This window comes from Dendrosporobacter sp. 1207_IL3150 (assembly GCF_036763085.1).
Taxonomy (GTDB): Bacteria; Bacillota; Negativicutes; order DSM-1736; family Dendrosporobacteraceae; genus JBAIYU01.
In genome coordinates this window covers 19865-36576 of sequence record NZ_JBAIYU010000002.1, presented here as the reverse complement: position 1 = coordinate 36576, position 16712 = coordinate 19865, and the positions used below count along the sequence as shown (strand labels likewise).

The following is a 16712-nucleotide window of genomic DNA, read 5'->3' as shown; positions in this document are numbered from 1 at the left end:
ATAAATAATAAAATTTGCCAATTATTGAATATTAAATATCCTATTTTACAAGGCGGTATGGCATGGATTGCAACTGCTGAGTTAGTAGCAGCTGTGTCTAATGCTGGCGGCTTAGGAGTGATCGGAGCAGGGCATATGCCTCCTGATGCGCTTAGAAAAGAAATTCAAAAAACTAAAGCATTAACTACTAAACCATTTGGTGTTAATATCATGCTTATGTCACCATATGTTAAAGAAGTAATGCAAGTGGTTATTGAAGAACGTGTACCTGTTGTTACCACTGGTGCTGGTAATCCAGGAGAATATATTCCGGCATTAAAAGAAATTGGAAGTAAAGTTATTCCAGTAGTGGCATCTGTTGCATTAGCAAAAAGACTTGAAAGAATAGGCGTAGATGCTCTTATTGCTGAAGGTATGGAAAGTGGTGGGCATGTAGGAGAAATCACTACTATGGCGTTAGTTCCGCAAATAGCTGATGCTGTAAGTATTCCTGTTATTGCAGCAGGTGGTATTGCTGATTCTAGAGGTGTCGTTGCCGCTTTAGCACTAGGTGCTCAAGGCGTCCAAATTGGATCGCGTTTTGTTGCGTCCCAAGAGTGTATTGCACATGAAAAATATAAGCAGGCAGTTATAAAAGCTAAAGATCGTTCAACTGTAGTTACAGGTGTATCTACCGGTCATCCGGTCAGGGTTATTGCTAACAAACTGACTCGTGAATACAGTGAGATGGAAAAACGCGGCGCAAGCGTGGAAGAACTTGAAAACCTCGGAGCAGGCAAACTTCGGATTGCGGCACATGAAGGCGATGTCGACTACGGTTCTGTAATGATTGGTCAAATCGCGGGAATGATTGATTGTATAAAGACTGTCGACGATATTATTCAGGATTTAATTAGTGGAATACCACAAGTAATGACTGATATAAAAAATATTGTGGAATGATAATAGGAGAAAATAACTATGGGAAAAGTTGCATTTGTATTTCCTGGTCAAGGCTCTCAAGTAGTCGGGATGGGGAAAGAATTATATGAAAAATATGAAGTTGCAAGAGAGTTATTCCATAAGGCTGACGAAGCTTTAGGTTTTTCCATTATGGATATGTGCTTTAACGGACCTGAAGAAGACTTGCGCAAAACTTATAATACTCAGCCTGCAATCTTAACTGTAAGTGTAATTTGCTATGAGTTATTAAAGCAGCAAGGTATTACACCTGATATTGTTGCTGGTCACAGCCTCGGTGAGTACTCAGCATTGGTAGCAGCTGGAGCGCTTAGCTTTAGTGATGCTGTAAAATTAGTAAATAAGCGCGGCCAGTATATGCAACAAGCGGTGCCGATAGGTCAGGGCAGTATGGCAGCCATATTAGGTCTTGACAGAAATATAATTATCGATGTTTGTGAAAAAGCTCAGGCTGAGTTTGGGGCAGTTCAGGCAGTTAATTTTAATTGCCCTGGACAGGTGGTTATTGCCGGTACAGCAGAAGCTGTTGAAAAAGCAGTGGAAATGCTTAAAGCAGCGGGTGCTAAAAGAGCTGTGATGCTACCGGTCAGTGCACCGTTCCATAGTACTCTAATGCAACCAGCCGCGGAAAAGTTATCTGCCGAATTAGACAAACTAACAGTTAATGATGCGACAATTCCTGTAGTAGCTAATGTTACCGGTAAAATAATGACCGATAGCAATGTTATTAAAGGACTGCTTGTTGAACAAGCAGCCAGCCCTGTAAAATGGGAAGATTGTGTCGAGGAAATGACTGCCTTTGGAGCAGATACATTTGTCGAAGTTGGTCCTGGTAAGGTTCTAACAGGGTTTACTAAGAAAATTGCAAAAGAAGTTCATAATTTAAATGTAGAAGATATTGCTTCCTTAGAAAAAACCCTTGATTATTTCAAGGAGGTTCGCTAAAATGCATTTAGACGGTAAAGTGGCACTAATTACCGGAGCTTCCAGAGGAATTGGCCGCGCAGTTGCAATTGAGCTAGCAAAAGCCGGAGCTAAGGTAATAATTAATTATTCTGGTAACATAACTGCAGCACAAGACGTTGAAAATGTAATTAAGTCTAACGGCGGTGAGGCTATAATAATCCAGAGCGATGTTGCAAGCAGCGAATCAGTTGATGCGATGGTGAAACAAGTGATGGACAGTTACGGCCGAATTGATATATTAGTCAATAATGCTGGAATTACTCGGGATAATCTACTCATGAGAATGAAGGAAGAAGACTGGGATGCTGTTATGAATACTAACTTAAAAGGTATTTATAATTGTACAAAAGCTGTATCGCGCATTATGATGAAGCAAAAATGCGGTAAGATAATTAACATGACTTCAGTTGTTGGAATCACTGGCAATGCTGGTCAGTCGAATTATGCGGCCGCTAAAGCTGGAGTTATAGGCTTTACTAAGTCAATGGCTAAAGAATTAGCATCGCGCGGTATTACGGTTAATGCTGTTGCTCCTGGTTTTATTGCAACAGACATGACTGCGGTATTGCCAGATCAAGTTAAATCTGAGTTAACGACCAAAATTCCGTTAGGCAGATTAGGGTCCACTGATGATATTTCCGCTGCTGTGTTATTTTTAGTTTCAGAAGCAGCAAACTATATTACTGGTCAAACATTGAATGTAGATGGCGGTATGGTTATGTAAATAAACCTTGGAAGGAGGTGAAATCATGACAACTTTTGACAAAGTTAAAGAAATCGTAGTAGAACAACTTGGCGTTGATGAAGCCGATGTTGCTATCGATTCCACTTTTATCGATGATTTAGGTGCAGATTCTCTTGATATTGTTGAGTTGATTATGGCGTTTGAAGAGGAATTTAACATTGAGATTCCTGATGAAGTGGCCGAAAAAATTAAAACAGTAAAAGACGCTGTGACCTACATAGACCAGGAGAAGCAAGGCTAAAGATATTACCGTAATGAGAAAGTCCCGTGAAAGCTCCTTTTACGGGACTTTCTTAAAGGTAATGCGTTACTTGAATGGAGGAGTTAATTCTTGAAACTTCCAGAACTTAAAATAGGCCAACATGTGGCTAAAGTACCTATTATTCAAGGCGGAATGGCTATACGCATCTCTACTGCGCGGTTAGCAGCTGCTGTGGCTGAGGCTGGAGGAATTGGCCTTATTGCTGCATCAGGTATGTCTTTAGATGAACTGCGCTACGAAATTCGCTTAGCCCGTTCTCTTACAAAAGGAGTAATTGGAATAAACGCAATGGTTGCAGCAAGACAATTTGCTGACCTTGTTAAGACAGCCATTGATGAAGGCATTGATATAGTAGTGGCAGGTGCCGGTTTTTCTAGAGATATGTTTGGTATGGGTAAAGAGTCTGGTACTCCGATTGTACCAATTGTTTCCTCGGTTAAATTAGCTAAAATTTCAGAAGCGCTTGGTGCTTCAGCAGTTATTGTTGAAGGTAAAGAAGCAGGCGGACATTTAGGCACAGATCAGCCAATGAAGGTGCTAATACCTGATATTAAGAATGCTGTTAAGATTCCGGTTATTGGTGCTGGCGGCGTTATGTCTGGTCAAGACATCGTTGATGTAATAAGACTAGGCGCCGATGGTGTTCAAATGGGTACTCGTTTTGCAGCCAGCGTAGAATCAAATGCTGCACCTGCATTAAAAGAATTTTATCTTAAGGCTAAACCAGAAGATGTAGTAATAATCAAAAGTCCAGTAGGACTTCCTGGCCGTGCCGTAAGAAACCCTTTTGCAGAGAAAATAATGGAAAGTACTTCGCCTATTGATTCTTGCGAAGCTTGTTTAAAACATTGCGAAAAGAACTTTTGTATCATTAAAGCGCTTATTCGTGCCCAGCAGGGCGATGTTGAAAGTGGCCTAGTATTTACGGGCGAGTACATTCATAAAATAGATGAAATATTACCAGTTAAAGAAATATTTGCTAGACTTCTAAAAGAAGTTGAAGCCATAAATTAGTGAGGTGATCCGGTTTGAAGAAAAGAGTCGTAGTTACAGGTATTGGTGCTATTACACCAGTGGGTAGTGGTAAAGATGAATTTTGGCAATCCCTTTTGGCTGGAAAGTCAGGGATCGGCCCAATTACTCGTTTTGATGCAAGCGATTATACGACACGTATTGCAGGTGAAGTTAAGGATTTTGAACCTGCAAAATATATAGATAAAAAAGAAGCCAAACGTATGGACAGATGTACGCAATTTGCTGTTGCAGCAGCAAAAATGGCGTTTGAGGATTCTGGTATGGATCTCGATAAGACAGACCGTACCCGTGTTGGCGTTGTTGTCGGAACTGGTATTGGTGGTATTGATACTCTCCACGATCAATACAAAACATTGTTTGATAAGGGACCAGGACGGGTTAGCCCATTCTTCGTTCCTATGATGATTGCAAATATGGCAGCAGGACAAACATCTATTACTTTTGGTCTGCAAGGTCCAAGTACTTGTGTAGTTACTGCTTGCGCGACAGGCACAAATTCTATCGGCGATGCGTTTAAAATTATTCAGCGTGGTGATGCTGATGTAATGGTAGCGGGTGGTACAGAGGCTTGCATTTCGCCAGCTGCTGTTGCTGGATTTTGTGCTATGAAAGCCATGTCTACACGTAATGATGAGCCGCAAAAAGCTTCTCGTCCTTTTGAAAAAGAGCGTGACGGATTTGTAATGGGTGAAGGTTCTGGTATTGTAATTCTTGAGAGCCTAGAGCATGCATTAGCGAGAGGTGCGCATATCTATGCCGAAGTTGCAGGTTATGGCTTTAATGCTGACGCATACCATATCACAGCTCCAGCTCCTGAGGGCGTTCAAGCTGCTAAGTGTATGGAAATGGCAATTAAGGATGCGGGTATCGCTCCGTCTGATGTTAGTTATATTAACGCCCATGGTACATCTACTCCGCTTAACGATAAAAATGAATCTCTGGCAATAAAAGCGCTATTTGGAGATCATGCATATAAAGTAGCGGTAAGCTCAATTAAATCAATGACAGGCCACTTACTTGGCGCTGCTGGAGGCATCGAAGCTATTGCATCCGTACTTGCTGTTGCAAATGACATGATTCCTCCAACTATCAACTATGAAACTCCTGATAACGATCTAGATTTGGATTACGTTCCAAATGTGGCACGTAAACAAGTAGTAAATGTAGCAATATCCAACTCATTCGGGTTTGGCGGCCACAATGCTACAATTCTAGTAAAAAAATATAAAGAATAAATTATGTGTAGTAAATTAGATAACCAGCGCATTTCATCCCTAAAAGGGCTATGCAAGGTTTTAGGAATAGACTTGAATGATTTAAGTTTATTAAATCAGGCTTTGATTCATACATCATTTGCTAATGAGACTAAAGGCACAAGTGTAATTCACAATGAGCGATTGGAATTTCTTGGTGATGCTGTGTTGGATTTAGTTATTAGCGAATATTTATTCCGACAGTTCCCAAATCTGCCTGAGGGTGAGCTTACTAAGGCTCGAGCAGCAATTGTATGCGAAGCTACAATTGCCCGCCGTGCTGCTTCACTAAGCATTGGTAAGTATTTGCTTCTTGGAAAAGGTGAACTAGTATCCGGGGGAAGAGAACGTATTTCAATTTTAGCTGATGCATTTGAGGCTATTATTGGTGCTATTTATTTGGATGGCGGCTTTGAATCCGCTAAATCCTTTGTTATAGGACAGCTGAAAGACCAGCTTGCTTTAGTTGAAAGCGGCGATTATGTAAAGGATTATAAGACTTTATTGCAGGAAGTAGTGCAGAGAAATTCTGATAGTCGAATTAATTATGAAATAATTGCTGAACGTGGTCCAGACCATGATAAGACTTTTGAAATTGAGGTGCTGGTCAACAGCAAGCAGCTAGGTATTGGATTGGGTAAAAGCAAGAAAGAAGCCGAACAGCAGGCTGCTAAACAGGCTTTGGACGAATTGAATAGTGGTAATTTTAATGGGTGACCTACGGGTCGCCCATGTTTACTATGGGGGTAATAATGAAGAATTATATTATTCCGATTTTTATACCGCACTACGGATGTCCCCATGATTGTGTCTTTTGTAATCAGCGTAAAATTACTGGTTTTACTACGCCGTTCACACCAGAACAAATTAGTGAAGAGATTGAACGTCATCTAAAACTAATAACAAAACCTCGACGAATTGAAGTAGCTTTTTATGGTGGGAGTTTTACTGCCTTGGGTATAGATATACAAAGAGCTCTGCTCACACCGGCTCACGTTGCATTAAAAAAGGGAGCTATACATGCTATTCGTGTCTCTACACGTCCAGACTGCATTAGCGCTGAAATAGTTTCTTTTCTATATTCTTATGGCGTTACGACCATTGAATTGGGCGTTCAGTCTATGGATAATAACGTTTTGATAGCAGCTAATAGGGGGCATACTTCGGGGCACGTTATTAAAGCGGTTAACAGTATTAGAAAAACGCCTATAAAATTAGGCATTCAGCTGATGCCCGGCCTCCCAAACGAGAATTTAAACAGTTTAATAAAAACAGCTCAACAGATAGCAGGGCTTAAACCGGATTTCGTGAGAATATATCCTACAATAGTAATTGCCAATACCAAACTTGCCGATCTTTATCAATATAACCTATATAAGCCACTTACAATAGTGCAAGCAGTGCGATACTGTGCCTATTTAAGATTATTCTTTGAAAAAAATGATATAAAGGTTATCAGAACAGGTCTTCAGGCTACTGACGAGCTGGCAAGTAAAAATGTCGTATTGGCAGGTCCATATCACCCGGCTTTTGGCGAAATGGTTGAAAGTCACATATTTAAGGCGATGGTGGAACAGTGTTTAGACCAAGTATGTTTTAGTGCTGGCAAAATATTAATTAGTCATCACCCTAAAGATACTTCTAAGATTCGTGGCCTAAAAAATACTAATGTAAAGTATTGGGTAAATAAATATAAAATAGATATAGAGCTAGTTCAGGACGGAGTAAATACAGGTGAAGTAGTTCTTGAATACCGAAATATGAGATATGTTATGAATAAAAACATGCTTATTTATCTTTAATTTTACAAAGCAGGAATTTTTAGGAAATGAGCAGAATACTTTAAGATATAAGCCCTTACACTAAAGGAGGTAAACTAATGGAGGTTCTTAAAGTATCTGCACAATCAAATCCCAAATCTGTAGCAGGCGCTCTAGCTGCCGTATTACGTGAGAGAGGTTCCGCTGAAGTTCAGGCAGTTGGCGCAGGGGCGGTCAATCAAGCTATAAAAGCAATTGCGATAGCTCGTGGTTTCGTAGCCCCAAATGGTATTGATCTAATTAGTGTTCCTGCTTTTGCTGAAATTACGATCGAAGGGGAAGAAAGAACCGCAATTCGCTTTATTGTAGAGCCACGCTAGGTTTAGACTTTTAAAACCTGTTTGCTATGCAAACAGGTTTTTTGCTATTCTAATGTAGGGTATATTTGGTATAATGAAGAATGAAGGATTTTTGTTGGGTACACCTACTTTGATATTGGATTGGTGAACAATATGTTACTGCGTAAGCTAGAAGCATATGGCTTTAAATCATTTGCTGACAAACTGGAAATTGAATTTGGTAAAGGCATTACCGCTATAGTTGGTCCTAACGGGAGCGGAAAGAGTAATATAACTGATGCTATCCGATGGGTTCTTGGGGAACAAAACATACGTAACTTACGTGGGTCTAAATCTGAGGATATTATTTTTGCTGGAAGTTCAGCACGGCGGGCATTAGGTGTAGCTGAAGTTTCATTAACTTTTGATAATAGTCTTGGTAAACTGCCAATTGATTTTAAGGAAGTAACTATTACACGTAGAGCATTCCGTTCAGGCGATAGTGAGTATTATATTAACAAATCAAATTGCCGCCTTAAAGATATTCATGATCTGCTGGCTGATACTGGTTTAGGACGAGATGCTATGGCAGTAATAAGTCAGAACAAGATCGACGAAGTGCTAAACAGCAAACCTGAAGATCGACGGTTGATATTTGAAGAAGCAGCTGGCATTACTCGCTTTAAAAATCGCAAGAAGGAAGCCTTGCGTAAACTAGATGATACCTCACAGAATCTTACCAGGGTTTCAGATATAATAAATGAAATTGAAGTACAGCTTTCACCGCTTGGCGAAAGTGCCGAGAAAACAAAACGGTATAATCATATTTATTCTGAATTGAGATCTTGCCAGGTGACACTTCTTGCCAATAAATTAGAGAAATATAGTCAGTTTATTGACAGTGCCGATGTCCAGAAAAAAACACTTTCTCTCTTGCAGTCTGATCTTAGTACTGCATTAACTCTTAAAGAAATTGATAAAGAGAAAAGCTTAGAAGAGTTATCACTTTTTGATGAACAGATGCAGCATTTTGGTAATAGTATTAGAGCAGTTACTGAAAAAATTGATAAAAATAATGTACAGCTTTCAGTGCTTGAAGAGCGTATTAAACAGGCTAAAATCGCAGAATCGCGTGTTGAGAATGACATTATTCGATCTGTACAATACCAAAATGACAATCAAAATCGTCTTAATGAACTCCAAATCTCAATGGCCGATATAGAGAGTCAGTCAAGGGATTTAAAAACCAAGTTGTCTACCCTCGCAGACCAGGACCATAAATTAATTAGTGAAATTAGACAAATAGAACAAAATATTGATGATATTAAGAATAAAACGAACGATGACTTGCGTGAACTTGGTATTAAGAAGAGTCAAATCGAGGTAATCGATAGAGATCTAAATAGATTTAAAGCCCGTCAGTCTGACTATGAAAATGAGCTGGCTGATTTTTCAACGCAATTGTCTGAAGCTGAATATGAGCACCAAACTGTGCTTAGTGAGCTGTCGCGCCTTAAGATGGAAGTTGATAACCTTAACTGTGATAAAACTAATCTCACAGCACAAAAGCTACAGCTAAGTGATAATCTGCAAAGCACCAAGCATAAGTATGATGTGCTGCTACAAAAGCTAAGTGAATTAAACTCAAGGTCTAAAGTATTAGCAAGCATGCAACTTGAATATGAAGGTTTTGGACGAGCAGTCAAAAGTGTGCTCAAGACGTCTTTTAGCTGGAGCAGCGGTCTTTGCGGTGCAGTGGCTGAAGTAATAAGCGTTCCGGCTCCGTATGTAGTAGCGGTTGAAACTGCATTAGGAGGAGCTCTTCAGAACATTATTACGGACACTGATGAGATAGCTAAGCAAGCTATTAACTATCTAAAGAAACAGCATCTAGGACGCGCTACTTTCCTTCCTTTAAATAGTATTAGATCGCAGCAACCGAGAAATAACGAGGTAAGTGCTTCAAAAACCCAAGGAGCACTTGGTTTTGCTTCTCAGTTAATTACCTGTGAGCCTAAATATAATGATGTTGTATCCTTTTTGCTGGGACGTACTGTTGTAGCGGAAAACCTAGATTCAGCATTAAAAATTGCAAGAGAATATTCGTTTGGAATTAGAATAGTAACTCTTGACGGTGAACTGATTAATATTGGCGGATCTATGACCGGTGGAAGTAATATCAGAAGGGATGCAAGTTTTCTAAGCCGTTCCAGTGAAATAGAATCAACATCCCATAAGATAAAATCGCTCACATCAGAAAGTCTTGAATTTCAGGAGCAGATAAGTAAGCTAACTCAAGGTATTTATGAACATGATCAGCAAATAAGTGCGCTTAGTGAAACCTGGCGTCAAAAGGAAGTAAGGCAGGCAGAATTATCGGTGCATCGAGATAAAATTAAACTCGAACTAGATAGATTACAAATAGCGATAAATTCTGCTAAGGCTGAAATTATGAAATGCAGTACTGAGATTTCAATTCTTGAAGACAGCCTATATAAAACTCAAATAAGCATTGCACGGTTAGAAGATCTTGATATTGTTCAAAAACAAGAAATAAACGTCATGCAGCTGAATTTGACTGAATTAAATCTAGTACGTGATAAGGTAGTTTCCGAATTAACTTCATTTAAAATCAAATACGAAACATCTCAGCAGAATATTATATTATTAAAACAGTCAAGTCATCAGTATGAGCAGAACTTAGCTGAGTTGTCCAAGCAGATTAATCAGTTAAATACAGAAAAGAACAGCATAATTGAGCAAACTATTCAGGCTAATCAGGAGCTGAATCGGATACAAGAATTGCAAAATAGCTTAGTCGCTGAAAAGCAAGATTTCGAACAGAAACGTGATAGTCAGTATGCTGAGAAACTAACAAAATTAGCAGCAGGGCAGATAATAGATAAAGAAATCAAAGATTTGCGCCGAAAATGTAATGAGACACAAGAAAGGCTGCATGAAGCTGATCTGCTTTATACTAAATACAGATATGAAGTAGAAAAATGCCTGGAATTGATTCGTGAACAGCATTCATTAACTATTGAGCAAGCTAAGGCGTTAAGGCGGCAGGAGTCAGAAGCTGAGCTGGCAAAGCTGATAAGTAAGCTTGAACTGGAAATAAATGAAATAGGACCTGTAAACCCTAACGCGATTGATGAGTATGCTAAACTGCAAGAGCGCTATCAATTCTTGCAACAACAGTATTCTGATTTAGTCGAAGCCAAAGAATATCTTTCGACTATAATTAATGATATTGATAATAATATGTCAAAGCAGTTTATTGAAGCTTTTAAAAAGATTAATGATTACTTCGGTATAACATTTGTTCGGTTATTTGGCGGCGGTACTGCTAAATTACAGCTAACTGACAATAATAATTTACTTGAAACAGGTATCGAGATACTTGTCCAGCCGCCAGGGAAAAAGCTTCAAAACCTGGTATTGTTATCAGGCGGCGAGAGAGCGCTAACCGTTATTGCTCTGTTGTTTGCGTTTCTTTCCTATCGTCCTGCGCCATTTACCGTGGTAGATGAAATTGATGCGCCACTTGATGAGGCAAATCTAGAACGATTTAGCAGCTTTTTAAAACATTTTGCAGAGCAAACACAATTTATTGTTGTTACACACCGAAAAGGCACTATGGAGGCCGCAGATGTGCTTCATGGTATAACTGTCGAAGAAGCCGGTGTATCTAGAGTAGTTTCAGTCAAATTAGTTGATAAAGTAAGTTAAGTGGAGGGTAAATTATGGGTTTCTTTGATAAATTAAAAGCTGGGTTGGAAAAGACGCGTAAAGGCTTTACAGAAAAAATTGAGCAATTAGTTATGGGCTACGCGAAAATCGATGATGAATTTTTAGATGATTTAGAGGCGGTCCTTTTATCAGCAGATGTGGGTGTTCATACTACATCTAAGCTGATGTCTGAAATCAGAGCAGGCATAAAAAGTAAGGAGATTCAGTCACCAGATCACCTTAAGCCTTTTTTACAGGAAAAGATTAGTGCAATTCTTTCAGATGGTTTTATTGAAGATACTTTAGCTAATGAAGCACCAACTGTAGTTATGGTAGTCGGTGTTAATGGAGTTGGCAAAACAACTACAATTGGAAAATTGGGTAATTATTATCGGGAGCAGGGGCATAAAGTAATGTTGGCTGCTGGAGATACTTTCCGCGCAGCGGCCATCGATCAGTTGGAAATATGGGGACAGCGTATTAATGCAGAGGTAATTAAACATACTGAAGGAGCTGATCCGGCCGCGGTAGCGTTTGATGCTGTGCAGTCTGCTAAAGCGCGAAAAGCTGATATTTTAATTATAGATACAGCAGGTCGTCTGCATACTAAATCCAATCTAATGGAAGAACTGAAAAAAATTAAACGAATTATCGCCAGAGAAATTCCTAACGCCCCTCATGAAACGCTATTAGTGCTTGATGCAACGACAGGGCAGAATGCTATCAGTCAGGCCAAGATTTTTGGCGAAGCAACACAAGTTTCCGGTGTAGTTTTAACAAAACTTGATGGTACGGCCAAAGGCGGCGTGGTTATTGGTATGAAAGCTGAACTAAAATTGCCGGTAAAATGGATCGGTGTTGGTGAAGGCGTTAATGATCTCCGTCCGTTCAATCCAGATGACTTTGCTCAGGCATTATTTACTGACAAGTAAAAAAGCTTGACAACGAATTTGATTATTAATATAATAATACTGTAAAGGTAATTCACTTGACGAAAAAGTAGGTGAAATCATGTTGGACAAAGTACTAAAAGTAGGAATGTTGTTTGATTTTTACGGTGCACTTCTTACAGAAAAGCAGCAGCGTTGCCTCGAAATGCACTATTCACATGATTTATCGCTTTCGGAAATTGCTGAAGAGTTTGGTGTATCACGTCAGGCTGTGCATGATATATTAAAAAGGTCTGAGCAGATACTTATCGAATATGAAACAAAACTTAAGCTAGTAGAACGCTATCAGCGTGAACAGCTAAATATAAAACAAGCCTTTGAGTTAGTAAATAACTTATCGGCTGACATAAGAAATATACCAGAGATTCAGTCAGTATTAACCAAACTGGCAGACCTAATCGTCGAATCCGAGGAGGTGTAGCATGGTTTTTGAAGGTTTAGCAGATAGACTGCAGCAGACATTTAAAAAGCTGCGCGGTCGCGGCAAGTTATCAGAGTCTGATGTAAATGATGCAATGCGCGAAGTGCGAATGGCTTTACTGGAAGCCGATGTTAACTTTAAGGTTGTTAAGGATTTTATTACTAAAGTAAAAGAACGAGCTGTTGGTCAGGAAGTCATGCAAAGCTTGACACCTGCTCAGCATGTTATAAAAATAGTAAACGATGAGTTGACTGCCCTTATGGGTGGTACTCAAAGTAGGATTACCATTTCATCTCGTCCGCCAACTGTAGTAATGCTGGTTGGCTTGCAGGGCGCAGGTAAAACTACTACTGCGGGTAAACTGGCGCTGCTACTAAAAAAGCAGAACAAACGTCCCTTGTTAGTTGCTGGCGATATATACCGTCCGGCGGCAATTAAGCAGCTCCAAGTACTTGGCGAACAGCTTGATTTGCCTGTGTTTACGATGGGTTCAGATGTAAGCCCTGTGAAAATTGCCGATCAGGCGATTGAATATGCTAACTCTCATGCTAGAGATATTGTTATTATAGATACTGCAGGCCGCTTGCACATAAATGAAGAGCTCATGCAGGAGTTAAAATCTATTAAGCAGACAGTGAAGCCACATGAGATTCTACTCGTAGTTGATGCCATGACTGGTCAAGATGCGGTAAACGTTGCTGAGACTTTTAACAATGAGCTTGGAGTAGATGGGGTCATATTAACTAAGCTTGATGGTGATGCTCGTGGTGGTGCAGCGTTATCGGTTAAAGCTGTTACGGGCTGCCCTATTAAGTTTGCTGGTATGGGCGAAAAACTAGATGCTTTAGAGCCGTTTCATCCAGATCGAATGGCATCGCGTATACTTGGAATGGGTGATGTGCTTAGTTTAATAGAAAAAGCCCAATCCACAATTGACATTGAACAAGCCAAGGAAATGGAGAAAAAGCTTCGCAAAGAGGACTTTACCTTAGATGATTTCCTTGAGCAGATGCAGCAAGTACGTAAGCTTGGCAGCTTAGACCAGATACTGGGGATGCTGCCTGGTATGGGGAATCTCAAAAAACAGCTCAGTGGTGTCGATTTTGATGAAAAAGAGCTGAAACATATTGAAGCGATAATTCGCTCTATGACTAAGAAAGAACGCCGTGATATTAATATTATTAACGGCAGTCGCCGCAAACGCATCGCAACGGGCAGCGGGACTAGAGTTCAAGATGTTAACAAGCTGCTGAAACAATTTGTTGAAGCAAAAAAAATGATGAAAAAGATGCAAGAAATGCAAAAAGGCGGTAAAAAGAAGGGCTTCGGCGGCTTTAAACTGCCCTTTATGAAATAAATTTTACTGATATTCTATGAAGGAGGTGATTTCTGTGGCAGTTAAAATCCGTTTAAAACGTATGGGAGCTAAAAAGAACCCATTCTATCGTGTAGTTGTAGCTGATTCCCGTTCTCCACGTGATGGCCGTTTTATCGAAAACTTAGGACATTATGATTCAACAACTGAACCAGCTGTTGTGAAGATTGATGAAGATAAAGCTATCGACTGGCTGAAAAAAGGTGCTCAACCTACTGATACTGTTAAGGCTTTGTTTAGCAAAGCTGGTATCATGAAAAAATGGGATGAAATGAAACGCACTAAGAAAGAGGCGTAATAACTATGAAACAATTAGTGGAAGTTATCGCCAAGGCATTAGTACAAAATCCTGAACAAGTCAGTGTTACAGAAGCAGCTGATAATAATACAACTGTTTACGAATTACGAGTAGCTCCTGATGATATGGGCAAAATAATTGGTAAACAAGGCCGTATAGCAAAAGCACTACGTACTGTTGTAAAGGCTGCTGCCACCCGCGAAAGCAAAAAGGTGACTGTAGAAATTATCTAAATAAATGCATAATAGCCAGCTTGCTGGCTATTTATGCTATAAAAAAAGGTGGGCCTGACATGGAAAGCATTACTTTAAAGTGTCCAGTAACTATCAAAGCTAAAGTTACAGAGGAATTAAAGCAACATTTAGCTGCCGAGATTCAGGAAAACATCAAAAAGGCCGATCTCGAACTGCAACAAATAGAATTTCATGCTAAGCGCATAATGGCTGAACAAGCTAAGCAAGACGCTCAAGGCTTGATTGCTATTCGTCAGCAAGTAGATGCTGAAAAGCAAAAGCGGATTGAATTTAAAAATCATCTGCTAGACAAGCTTAAAGAAACCGCTCAACTAGAATTAGGCTCGGAAATTGTTCAAGGCACTTTAGAAAGAATCGTTGAAGTGAAAATCGGCGACGATCTGCCTAAGCTTATGAACACCGAGATTTTGCTGGAAGACGGCAAAGTATTGGCGTTTCGCAATTAATATGGAACAACTTCTTGTTGTAGGCAAAATTGTAGCCCCGCACGGTGTGCGGGGTGAAGTTCGTGTTATTCCTTTAACTGATTTTCCTGAGCGGTTTAGTAAGTTAAAGAGCGTTTTTTTAGATGATGGTTCTACATTGGATATCGAGTATGCTAAAACTCATAATCAAGGCATAACTATTAAGTTTTCTGGATTAAATGATAGGAATGATATAGAACATCTGCGGGGTAAACTACTTAAAATAGCCAAAAAAGATGCTGTAAAATTGCCTAAGGGTGAATATTACACATTTGAAATTATTGGCCTAAAGGTATATGATGATGCAGGGCAATATATCGGAAAAATTACTGAAGTACTGAAAACAGGCAGCAATGATGTATATGTGGCCGAGCAGGAAGATAAACGTCAAGTGCTTATTCCTGCATTAAAGAAAGTAGTAACAAATATTGATATTGAAGGCGGTCAAATGACTGTAAAACTCCAGGAAGAATGGGAGTAGTTTATGAGAATTGATATTGTTACATTATTTCCTGAAATGTTTGCTGGGCCATTTGGTCACAGCATAATTAAAAGAGCCAGGGAAAATAATCTGCTCGATATCAACGTTGTAAATCCCCGGGATTTTACTTATGATAAACATCGTATTGTTGATGATTATCCCTTTGGCGGAGGTTCAGGCATGGTCATGAAGCCAGAGCCGTTTTTTCGCGCTGTCGAAAGTATTGTTTCTGAAGCTAATATTGAAAAACGCCGTGTAATTCTTATGTGCCCCGGAGGCAGCCGCTTCGATCAGCAAAAATGCAAACAACTTGCCGAGTATGAGCAGCTGGTATTTATATGCGGACATTATGAGGGTATTGATGCCAGAGTAGGACAATTCCTTGCAGATGAGGCCATATCGATTGGAGATTATGTCCTTACAGGCGGCGAACTTCCGGCAATGGTCATTGTCGATTCGGTTGCGCGGATGCTGCCAGGTGTGCTTGGTTCTAACGACTCGGCTAAGCATGATTCCTTCTATAATGGTCTGTTGGAATATCCTCAATATACAAGGCCGCGCGAATACGCTGGATACGAAGTCCCGGAAATACTGCTTTCAGGTGATCACGCTAAAATTGAGCGATGGCGCCGTAAACAATCACTTCAAAACACGCTAGTGCGACGTCCAGATTTACTGGATAAGGTAGAACTTAGTACTGATGATAAAAAACTCTTAGATGAAATTATCGCTCAGCTTGCCGGAGGATAGTATGTTTCCTATTTATATAGGTTTGGTGCACTACCCAATTTATAATAAAAACGATGAAGTAGTTACGACAGCGTTAACGAATTTTGATATCCATGATATTGCGCGTACGGCGCGCACATATGACATACGAAAGTATTTTATTATCCATCCGCTTGAAAGCCAGGCCGCGTTAGCAAAGGAAGTGCTAACTTACTGGCAGGAAGGATATGGTGGAAGTTATAATCCTGATCGGCGAGAGGCTTTTAGTATTATAGAACTGTCTGAAAGCATCGAAACTGCCGTCAACAGGATTAAAGAAATAGAAGGAACAGAACCATTTATTGTTACAACAGACGCCAGAAAGTATTCAAACACTGTTTCTTATCAGCAGCTCCGTCATAACATTGAAAATGAAAATAGACCATGTTTACTGTTGTTTGGCACAGGTTGGGGTATTCAAAAAGAAGTTATGGAAAAGTTTGATTATATTCTAGAACCTATATATGGGCCGGGTGACTATAATCATCTACCTGTACGAGCAGCAGTAGCTATTATTTTAGATAGACTTCTGGGAGAAAAGTGGTGGATTAACGAATAACGTTATTTGTCCATATATTTCTTGAGTTTCCTTTAATGATATGGTATAATGTTTTTCGTGTAACGTAGATGGTCCTCTGCTTTATCCGGCA

At 39.7% G+C, this 16712-nt stretch carries 19 protein-coding genes; all 19 read left to right on the top strand.

The window, feature by feature from the left end:
• Window positions 1-942, top strand: coding sequence for an enoyl-[acyl-carrier-protein] reductase FabK (gene fabK / locus V6C17_RS00430; RefSeq protein WP_333520614.1), 942 nt, complete (start codon window positions 1-3; stop codon window positions 940-942).
• 18 nt (window positions 943-960) lie between these two features.
• Window positions 961-1905 carry an ACP S-malonyltransferase gene (gene fabD, locus V6C17_RS00425; protein ID WP_333520590.1) on the top strand — a complete coding sequence of 315 codons (945 nt, stop codon included), beginning with the start codon at window positions 961-963 and terminating at the stop codon, window positions 1903-1905.
• 1 nt (window position 1906) lies between these two features.
• The gene (fabG, locus tag V6C17_RS00420) at window positions 1907-2650 is read left to right on the top strand and encodes a 3-oxoacyl-[acyl-carrier-protein] reductase (protein WP_333520589.1); all 744 of its coding nucleotides are present in this window, start codon (window positions 1907-1909) and stop codon (window positions 2648-2650) included.
• Window positions 2651-2675: 25 nt separating this feature from the next.
• The gene (locus V6C17_RS00415) at window positions 2676-2912 is read left to right on the top strand and encodes an acyl carrier protein (RefSeq protein ID WP_333520588.1); all 237 of its coding nucleotides are present in this window, start codon (window positions 2676-2678) and stop codon (window positions 2910-2912) included.
• Between the two features lie 90 nt (window positions 2913-3002).
• Entirely contained in the window at window positions 3003-3947 is a 945-nt protein-coding gene (locus tag V6C17_RS00410; protein WP_333520587.1) for an NAD(P)H-dependent flavin oxidoreductase, read from the top strand.
• A 14-nt stretch (window positions 3948-3961) separates the two neighbouring features.
• Window positions 3962-5203, top strand: a complete 1242-nt coding sequence (fabF, locus tag V6C17_RS00405) for a beta-ketoacyl-ACP synthase II (RefSeq protein WP_333520586.1) — start codon at window positions 3962-3964, stop codon at window positions 5201-5203.
• A gap of 3 nt (window positions 5204-5206) precedes the next feature.
• Window positions 5207-5938, top strand: a complete 732-nt coding sequence (rnc, locus tag V6C17_RS00400; protein WP_333520585.1) for a ribonuclease III — start codon at window positions 5207-5209, stop codon at window positions 5936-5938.
• Window positions 5939-5973: 35 nt separating this feature from the next.
• Window positions 5974-7023 carry an elongator complex protein 3 gene (locus tag V6C17_RS00395; RefSeq protein WP_333520584.1) on the top strand — a complete coding sequence of 350 codons (1050 nt, stop codon included), beginning with the start codon at window positions 5974-5976 and terminating at the stop codon, window positions 7021-7023.
• Window positions 7024-7100: 77 nt separating this feature from the next.
• Window positions 7101-7361 carry a stage V sporulation protein S gene (locus V6C17_RS00390; RefSeq protein WP_333520583.1) on the top strand — a complete coding sequence of 87 codons (261 nt, stop codon included), beginning with the start codon at window positions 7101-7103 and terminating at the stop codon, window positions 7359-7361.
• Window positions 7362-7493: 132 nt separating this feature from the next.
• Complete coding sequence (smc, locus tag V6C17_RS00385; RefSeq protein WP_333520582.1) at window positions 7494-11051, top strand: chromosome segregation protein SMC; 3558 nt, start codon at window positions 7494-7496, stop codon at window positions 11049-11051.
• 14 nt (window positions 11052-11065) lie between these two features.
• Window positions 11066-11983, top strand: a complete 918-nt coding sequence (gene ftsY / locus V6C17_RS00380) for a signal recognition particle-docking protein FtsY (protein ID WP_333520581.1) — start codon at window positions 11066-11068, stop codon at window positions 11981-11983.
• Window positions 11984-12062: 79 nt separating this feature from the next.
• Entirely contained in the window at window positions 12063-12422 is a 360-nt protein-coding gene (ylxM, locus tag V6C17_RS00375) for a YlxM family DNA-binding protein (protein ID WP_333520580.1), read from the top strand.
• Window position 12423: 1 nt separating this feature from the next.
• Window positions 12424-13779, top strand: coding sequence for a signal recognition particle protein (gene ffh / locus V6C17_RS00370; RefSeq protein ID WP_333520579.1), 1356 nt, complete (start codon window positions 12424-12426; stop codon window positions 13777-13779).
• A 34-nt stretch (window positions 13780-13813) separates the two neighbouring features.
• On the top strand, window positions 13814-14095 hold the full coding sequence (gene rpsP, locus V6C17_RS00365; RefSeq protein WP_333520578.1) for a 30S ribosomal protein S16: 282 nt from the start codon (window positions 13814-13816) through the stop codon (window positions 14093-14095).
• A gap of 5 nt (window positions 14096-14100) precedes the next feature.
• On the top strand, window positions 14101-14328 hold the full coding sequence (locus V6C17_RS00360) for a KH domain-containing protein (RefSeq protein ID WP_333520577.1): 228 nt from the start codon (window positions 14101-14103) through the stop codon (window positions 14326-14328).
• A gap of 59 nt (window positions 14329-14387) precedes the next feature.
• A complete protein-coding gene (locus tag V6C17_RS00355; protein WP_333520576.1) occupies window positions 14388-14795 on the top strand; it encodes a YlqD family protein in 408 nt (135 codons plus the stop codon).
• A 1-nt stretch (window position 14796) separates the two neighbouring features.
• Complete coding sequence (gene rimM, locus V6C17_RS00350) at window positions 14797-15294, top strand: ribosome maturation factor RimM (protein WP_333520575.1); 498 nt, start codon at window positions 14797-14799, stop codon at window positions 15292-15294.
• Window positions 15295-15297: 3 nt separating this feature from the next.
• A complete protein-coding gene (trmD, locus tag V6C17_RS00345; protein WP_333520574.1) occupies window positions 15298-16044 on the top strand; it encodes a tRNA (guanosine(37)-N1)-methyltransferase TrmD in 747 nt (248 codons plus the stop codon).
• Between the two features lies 1 nt (window position 16045).
• Window positions 16046-16621 (top strand): RNA methyltransferase, encoded by a 576-nt coding sequence (locus V6C17_RS00340; protein ID WP_333520573.1) that lies wholly within the window; start codon window positions 16046-16048, stop codon window positions 16619-16621.
• Window positions 16622-16712 lie beyond the last annotated feature (91 nt).